Here is a 6,341-nt window from a genome sequence, read left to right as displayed (position 1 = left end):
CCGCCCACCCCGCCGCCCCGGCCGACGGCTCGGCCGCTGTCCACGGCCGTCCGCCGGGACGGCCCGCCCAGGGGCCGATCAGCTCCGCGGGCTCGTCGCCGGGCAGCAGCGGCTCGCGCAGCGCCAGGTTCAGGTGCACCGGGCCGGGATCGGCCGAGAGGGTGCCCGAAGCGATGGTGAGCGCCTTGGCGACCAGTGAGCGCCAGTAGCGGTTCTGCGCCTCCTCGCGGCCCGCCTCGGGCACCCCGACGTCGGCGGCCCAGCGGACCGCGGCCCCGTACAGCCCGGCCTGCTCGATCGTCTGGTTGGCGCCGGTCGCGCGCAGCTCCGGTGGCCGGTCGGCGGTGAGCGCCAGCAGCGGCACCCCGCTGGCGTCGGCCTCCAGCACGGCGGCGTGCAGGTGCGCGGTCGCCGTCCCCGAGGTCGTCACCACGGGCACGGGGCGGCCGGACCGCTTCGCCAGCCCGAGCGCGAGGAACGCCGCCGTCCGCTCGTCGATGCGCGTGTGCAGCCGCAGCCGGCCGTCCCGTTCGGCCGCCGCGAGCGCCAGCGCGAACGGCGCCGACCGCGAGCCGGGGGCAAGCACGGCGTCGGTGACGCCGCCGCGGACCAGTTCGTCGACCAGCACGCGGGCGAAGGCGGTGGAGGGGTTCACGCGGCGAGCACCTCGTCGATCCGGGTCAGCCACCGGGCAGCCGTCCCGTCCCCGGCGGGAGGGACGCGGTCGGGCTCCGGCCGGACCACCGGCAGTGCGCCGTCCACCGGCAGCAGCGGGGACGACGACACGTCGCCGGTGAACAGCGCCACGGTGGCCAGGCCGCACGCGAACGGCAGCTCCGGCAGGGCGGCGGCCAGCGCGACACCGGCGGCGATCCCGACCGAGGACTCCAGCGCCGAGGAGACGACGCACGGCAGCCCGTGCGCCTCCGCGACCCGCAGCGCCGCCCGCACGCCGCCCAGCGGCTGCACCTTGAGGACGACGACGTCGCCGGCCTCCCGCAGGTCCACGGCGAGCGGGTCGGCCGAGCGCCGCACCCCCTCGTCCACGGCGACCCGGACGTCGATCCGCCGGCGCAGGGCGGCCAGCTCCGGCAGCGTGGCGCACGGCTGCTCGACGTACTCCAGCCCCACGGCGGCGTCGAGCTCGCGGATCCGGCGCGCCGCGGTGCCGACGTCCCAGGCGGCGTTGGCGTCCACCCGTATCGCCCCGCCGGGGCCCAGCGCGTCGCGCACCGCCTCGACGCGGGCGAGGTCGTCGGCTGCCGTCTGCCCGGGCTCGGCGACCTTGACCTTGGCGGTGCGGCAGCCCGAGGCGGCGACGATCGCGCGCGCCCGCTCCGCGTCGACGGCGGGCACCGTCACGTTCACCGGCACGCTCGAGCGCACCGGCGCGGGGAACCCCTCGGTGGCCGCCTCCACCGCGGCGGCCCACCAGCGGCGGCTCTCGGCGGCGTCGTAGTCCCAGAACGGCGAGAACTCGCCCCAGCCGGCCGGCCCGCGCAGCAGCACGCCGTCGCGCACGTCGATCCCCCGGAAGCGGGTGCGCAGCGGCACCTCGTAGACCGCCAGCTCGGTGATCCCCGCCGGCAACGCGGTCGTGGGGAGGGCGGTCACGGTGATCACCCTATTCCGGCCGGGCCGTACCCTCGTCCCTCGTGGCTCGGCAGCTGACCCTCGTGGCCGCGGGTGAGCTCTCCGACGACGACGTCCGCGCGGCGCTGGACGGTGAGCGCCCGCTGGCCGTGCTGCCCGCCGGCCCGCCGGCGGTGGTCGATGCGGCGCGGACCGTCCTCCGCCCCGGCGAGCCGCTGGAGCCGGGCGCCGACGTCGTCGTCGTCACCTCCGGCTCCACCGGAGGCGGTCGCGGGGTGCTGCTCCCCGCCGGCGCCCTCCGGGCCTCGGCGGCCGCGACCCTGGACCGGATCGGCGGCCCCGGGAGCTGGCTGCTCGCCCTCCCGGTGTCGGCGATCGCCGGGCTGCAGGTGCTGTGCCGCTCGCTGCTGACCGGCCGGACCCCGACGCGGCTCCGCGACGGGGAGCCCCTCGCCGACGCCGTGGCCCGCATGCCGGCCGGCGACCGCCGCTACACCTCGCTGGTCCCGACCCAGCTGCGCCGCGCCCTGGACGCCGAACCGGGCGCGCTGCGCTCCTTCGACGCGGTCCTGGTCGGCGGCGCGGCCACCGACCCCGCGCTGCTCGCCCGCGCCCGGGAGGAGGGTGTCGCCGTCGTGACGACCTACGGGATGACCGAGACCGCCGGGGGGTGCGTCTACGACCGCGTGCCGCTCGACGGGGTGCGGGTGCGGATCGCCGACGGCGGCGTCGAACTGGCCGGCCCGGTGCTGGCGCTGGGGTACCGCGGCGACCCGGCGGCCACGGCCGCCGCGTTCACCGGAGGCTGGTTCCGCACCCGCGACGCCGGTGCGCTCGACGGCGCCGGGCGGCTCACCGTGCACGGTCGGCTGGACGACGTCGTCATCTCCGGCGGGGTCAACGTCGCGCCCGTCGCCGTGGAGGCCGCGCTGCGCGAGCACCCCGCCGTCGCCGACGCCGTCGTCTTCGGGCGCCCCGATCCGGAGTGGGGGCAGCGCGTCGTCGCCGCCGTCGTCCCGGCGTCCGGCGGCGCCCCCGCGCTCGCCGAGCTGCGCCCGTGGGTGACCGAGCGGCTCGGCGCCGCGGCCGCGCCCCGGGAGCTGCACCTGGTCGACGCCATCCCCACCCTGCACACGGGCAAGCCCGACCGCCGCGCCGTCGCGGCCCGCACCCCGGAGGTCTGATGGCCACCCCCGCCCAGTGGCTGGCCGGCGCCCGCCCCCGCACCCTGCCCGCGGCGGTCGCGCCGGTGCTCGTCGGCACCGGCGCCGCGATCGCGCTGGACGGGTTCCGGCTCGTGCCCGCGCTGCTCGCCCTGGTCGTGGCGCTGGCGCTGCAGGTCGGCGTCAACTACGCCAACGACCACTCCGACGGGAAGCGCGGCACCGACGCCGACCGGGTCGGCCCGATGCGGCTCGTCGGCTCCGGCGCCGCCACCGCCCGGCAGGTGCTCGTGGCGGCGCTCGCCGCCTTCGCCGTCGCCGGGGTCGCGGGGCTGGCGCTGGCGGCGCTGTCGAGCTGGTGGCTGGTGGCGGTGGGCGCGGTCTGCATCGCCGCCGCCTGGACCTACACCGGCGGCCCCCTCCCCTACGGCTACCGGGCCCTCGGGGAGGTCTTCGTCTTCGTCTTCTTCGGCCCGGTGGCCGTCGTCGGCACCACCTACGTGCAGACCCGCACGCTGCCGGGGCTGGCCTTCGCGGTGTCGGTGCCCGTGGGCCTGCTGATCGTGGCGATCCTCGTGGCGAACAACCTGCGCGACATCGAGGGCGACGCCCGGGTCGGCAAGCGCACGCTGGCGGTGCTGCTCGGCGACCGCGGCACGCGGCTGCTCTACGCCGCGCTGCTCGCCGTCCCGTTCGCCGTGGTCGCGGCGGTCGGCGTGACGCGGCCGTGGGCGCTGCTGGCGCTGGCCGCCGCGCCGCTCGCCCTCGGTCCGGCGCGGACGGTGCTGGCGGGCGCGCGCGGCCCGGCGCTCATCGCGGTGCTCGCGTCCACCGGCCTGCTGACCCTGGCCACCGGCGTCCTGCTCGCCGCCGGGCTGGCGCTCAGCTAGGTCCGGCGGCACGGGTGACGCTCCAGTAGGACGGTCGGCCGACGGTCGCTCCGAGGGCCCGCAGCTCCTGCTGCCACGCGGGTCGAGCCGCTCCAGCGGCCGGTGAGCCGAGTCCTGATGCGGCCTATCGGTCGGTGGAGCGGCTCGACGTCGCCTTCGACGCACCGTCCGCCGGGCTCGCCCTCAGCTGGGCGCGGTCACTCCGCCGCGCCGCCGCTGAGGCGGTCCCTCAGGTCCTCGCGGGCCGCGCGCCGGGCGACGCTGCGCGCCGCGAGCGCCTCGGTGAGCCGTTCGCGCGAGGGCCGGAGCAGCACGTAGGAGACCGGCATCGACAGGAGCAGGCCGAACAGCAGGCCCGGGAAGCTGCCCAGCCCGGCCCACCAGAGCACCAGGACCAGCGCCGCGGCGATCGCGAACCGGCCCACGGTGTACATCACCAGCCAGGGCAGGACCTTCGGCGGCGCGGCCGCGCCACCCGCCGGGCCCACCGGCGCACCGGCCGGGTTCTGCTGCTCAGCCATGACGGCCCTCCCACTTGGTCGAGAGAACGACCGTCGTCCTCGTGCGTGCGACCCCTCTGATGCGGTTCAACGCGTCGATGGTCTCCTCGAGTGCCGCGATGTCGGTCACGCGCACCTTCAGCACGTAGTCCTCACCGCCGGCCACGCGCCAGCAGTCCTCGACGGCGGGGATCGCGAGCAGCTCGTCCTGCACCCGCGGGTCGTCGACGGCGTCGCTCTCGATCAGGCTCACCAGCGCGGTCACCGGGCGCCCCACGGCCGCCGGGTCGACGACGGCGCGGTACCCGAGGATCACCCCGGCCGTCTCCAGCTTGCCCACCCGCTCGTGCACGGCCGGCGAGGAGAGCCCCACCTGACGGGCGAGCTCGGCGTAGCTGGCGCGCCCGTTGGCGCTCAGCAGCTCGACCAGCTGCCGGTCCACGGCGTCGATGGCGGTTCTCCGTCCTGCACGGGGGTAGCGATGTCGGTTGTGCGGCACCGAGTATCGCCGCCGACGTACGCTGGAGTCCGACGAGGGGGTGGGCCCGTGGTGTTCCTGGTGGTTCTCGTGGTTGCAGTCGTGGTGGTCGCCCTGGTGGTGCGCGCCGCGGCGAACGCCGGGCCCGAGGGGAGCGCGCGTCCTGCGCGCCGTCCCCAGCGGCCCAAGGGCCCGGTCAAGTTCGTGGCGCCGGACGACGACCCGGAGTTCCTGCGCGAGCTCGAGCGCCGGGCCCGCCGGGACGACGGTTCCCCGACCTGAGCCGTCCCGCGACCTGAGCTAGGCGGCCGGCGCCGAGCCGAACAGCCGGCGCCAGCCGCGCCTCGGCGGCGTCTCGGCGATGGCGGGCGGACCGGTGGCCTCCGCGTGCTGCTGGGTGGCCGCCTGCTCCTCGGTGCCGGCGTCCGGCCACCCCAGCCCACCGCCGCCTGGGGCGGGCTCGTCGCCCGGCCAGCCGAGGCCCCCTCCGTCCACCGCTGCTCGCGGCTCGTGGCGGGGCCCGCCGGCGGCGTCCGACGACCGGCCGGCGAGCGCCGCGGCGACGAGCGGGTGCGGCGAGGCGCCCTCGGCCGCCTCGTGCCTACCCACGGGCCGCCTCCCCGCCTGCCGGTGCGCTGCTGGTCAGCTCCATGGGGGCATGGAAGCACGCGGGACCGACGACGGGCGGCATTGCCCGCGCGGCGCCGCCCGGACGGGGGAGACGCGGTCAGACCCCGGCGTAGCTGTGCAACCCGCTGGAGACCAGGTTGACGAACGTCAGGTTGAAGATCATGACGGCGAGGCCGACCACGTTGACCCACGCCGCCTTGCGCCCCCGCCAGCCCGACGTCGTCCGGGCGTGCAGGTAGGCCGCGTAGACGACCCAGGCGACGAACGACCAGGTCTCCTTCGGGTCCCAGCCCCAGAAGCGGCCCCACGCGGCCTCGGCCCAGATGGCGCCGGCGATGACCGCGAAGGTCCAGATCGGGAAGCCGAGCACCGCGGTGCGGTGGGCGACGCGGTCCAGCGTCGCGGCCGCGGGCATCCGGGAGACGACGCCGCCGCCCTCGTCCGCACCCGGCCGCGCCTTCACCAGGTACAGCGCCGCGGCGATGCCGCTGACCATGAAGACGCCGAAGCCGATGATGGCCGCCGTGACGTGGATGGCCAGCCAGGACGACCGCAGCGCGGCGACCACCGGCGCGGCCTCGGTGTAGAGGCCCAGGCCGATGGCCACCAGCGAGAGCACCACCGGGCCCAGCACGAAGACGCCGATGTGCCGCAGGTTGGGCGTGCGCACCGCGAGCACCACGTAGGCCACGACCGCGACGAGCACGACCGCCGTCGCGAACTCGTACATGTTGCCCCACGGCAGCCGGTCGGTGGCCATGCCGCGGGTGACCAGGATGCCGGCGTGGGCGAGCGCACCCAGGACGGTCAGCCCGATGGCGGCCAGCCCCCACCGGTTGCCCCGCGGCGTCTCGGCCGGGGCGTCCCCGGTGTCCAGGGGCGGGGCGACGGTGGCCCCGGCCCCCACGGCAGCCAGTTCGCGGCCGCGCGCCACCCGCCGGCCGAAGGCCAGCTGCGCGCAGAAGGCGAGCAGCGCGACGGAGTAGAGCGCGACGCTGACGGAGAAGAGGTTGTCCGACAGCTCGGCCAGCGAGGAGTCAGTCACGCGGGGGGACCTCCGGTTCGGGTGCGGGGCCGCGAACTGGCT

The 6,341-nt window shown here is 77.3% G+C and carries 9 protein-coding genes; 3 read left to right on the top strand and 6 right to left on the bottom strand.

Annotated features, from left to right (window positions below):
- Together E9549_RS22160 and E9549_RS22155 are read right to left on the bottom strand one after the other, a co-directional pair.
- Positions 1 to 655: thiamine pyrophosphate-binding protein (locus E9549_RS22160; RefSeq protein WP_308191124.1), on the bottom strand; the 655-nt coding region annotated here is incomplete at its 3' end.
- Positions 652 to 1,614 carry an o-succinylbenzoate synthase gene (locus tag E9549_RS22155; protein WP_236828761.1) on the bottom strand — a complete coding sequence of 321 codons (963 nt, stop codon included), beginning with the start codon at positions 1,612 to 1,614 and terminating at the stop codon, positions 652 to 654. The genes E9549_RS22160 and E9549_RS22155, both read right to left, overlap by 4 nt.
- 41 nt (positions 1,615 to 1,655) lie before the next feature.
- Here E9549_RS22155 and menE point away from each other — a divergent pair, with 41 nt between their 5' ends.
- Both menE and E9549_RS22145 read left to right on the top strand, forming a co-directional pair.
- Positions 1,656 to 2,777, top strand: a complete 1,122-nt coding sequence (gene menE, locus E9549_RS22150) for an o-succinylbenzoate--CoA ligase (RefSeq protein ID WP_236828760.1) — start codon at positions 1,656 to 1,658, stop codon at positions 2,775 to 2,777.
- Entirely contained in the window at positions 2,777 to 3,646 is an 870-nt protein-coding gene (locus tag E9549_RS22145) for a 1,4-dihydroxy-2-naphthoate polyprenyltransferase (protein WP_236828759.1), read from the top strand. Before menE ends, E9549_RS22145 begins: the two co-directional genes overlap by 1 nt.
- 197 nt (positions 3,647 to 3,843) lie before the next feature.
- On the opposite strand, the gene E9549_RS22140 is transcribed toward E9549_RS22145, so the two are convergent.
- Both E9549_RS22140 and E9549_RS22135 read right to left on the bottom strand, forming a co-directional pair.
- A complete protein-coding gene (locus tag E9549_RS22140; RefSeq protein ID WP_236828758.1) occupies positions 3,844 to 4,167 on the bottom strand; it encodes a DUF4229 domain-containing protein in 324 nt (107 codons plus the stop codon).
- Positions 4,160 to 4,588, bottom strand: coding sequence for an Lrp/AsnC family transcriptional regulator (locus tag E9549_RS22135; RefSeq protein WP_236828757.1), 429 nt, complete (start codon positions 4,586 to 4,588; stop codon positions 4,160 to 4,162). Before E9549_RS22135 ends, E9549_RS22140 begins: the two co-directional genes overlap by 8 nt.
- Before the next feature lie 105 nt (positions 4,589 to 4,693).
- Here E9549_RS22135 and E9549_RS24380 point away from each other — a divergent pair, with 105 nt between their 5' ends.
- Entirely contained in the window at positions 4,694 to 4,906 is a 213-nt protein-coding gene (locus E9549_RS24380) for a hypothetical protein (RefSeq protein WP_236828755.1), read from the top strand.
- 18 nt (positions 4,907 to 4,924) lie between these two features.
- Here the strand turns inward: E9549_RS24380 and E9549_RS22125 are convergent, their stop codons facing one another.
- Both E9549_RS22125 and ccsB read right to left on the bottom strand, forming a co-directional pair.
- Positions 4,925 to 5,233: a hypothetical protein gene (locus tag E9549_RS22125; RefSeq protein WP_236828754.1), complete on the bottom strand. Its 309-nt coding sequence runs from the start codon at positions 5,231 to 5,233 to the stop codon at positions 4,925 to 4,927.
- Positions 5,234 to 5,351: 118 nt separating this feature from the next.
- Complete coding sequence (gene ccsB / locus E9549_RS22120) at positions 5,352 to 6,299, bottom strand: c-type cytochrome biogenesis protein CcsB (protein WP_236828753.1); 948 nt, start codon at positions 6,297 to 6,299, stop codon at positions 5,352 to 5,354.
- Positions 6,300 to 6,341 lie beyond the last annotated feature (42 nt).

Origin of the sequence: Blastococcus sp. MG754426 (assembly GCF_021699055.1) — a bacterium.
GTDB lineage: Bacteria > Actinomycetota > Actinomycetes > Mycobacteriales > Geodermatophilaceae > Blastococcus.
This window is presented reverse-complemented; position numbering and strand designations above follow the sequence as displayed.

Coding starts and splice junctions, on each gene's coding strand:
- E9549_RS22145 (WP_236828759.1), top strand. CDS start 2,777: ATGGCCACCCCCGCCCAGTGGCTGGCCGGCGCCCGCCCCCGCACCCTG.
- E9549_RS22140 (WP_236828758.1), bottom strand. CDS start 4,167: ATGGCTGAGCAGCAGAACCCGGCCGGTGCGCCGGTGGGCCCGGCGGGT.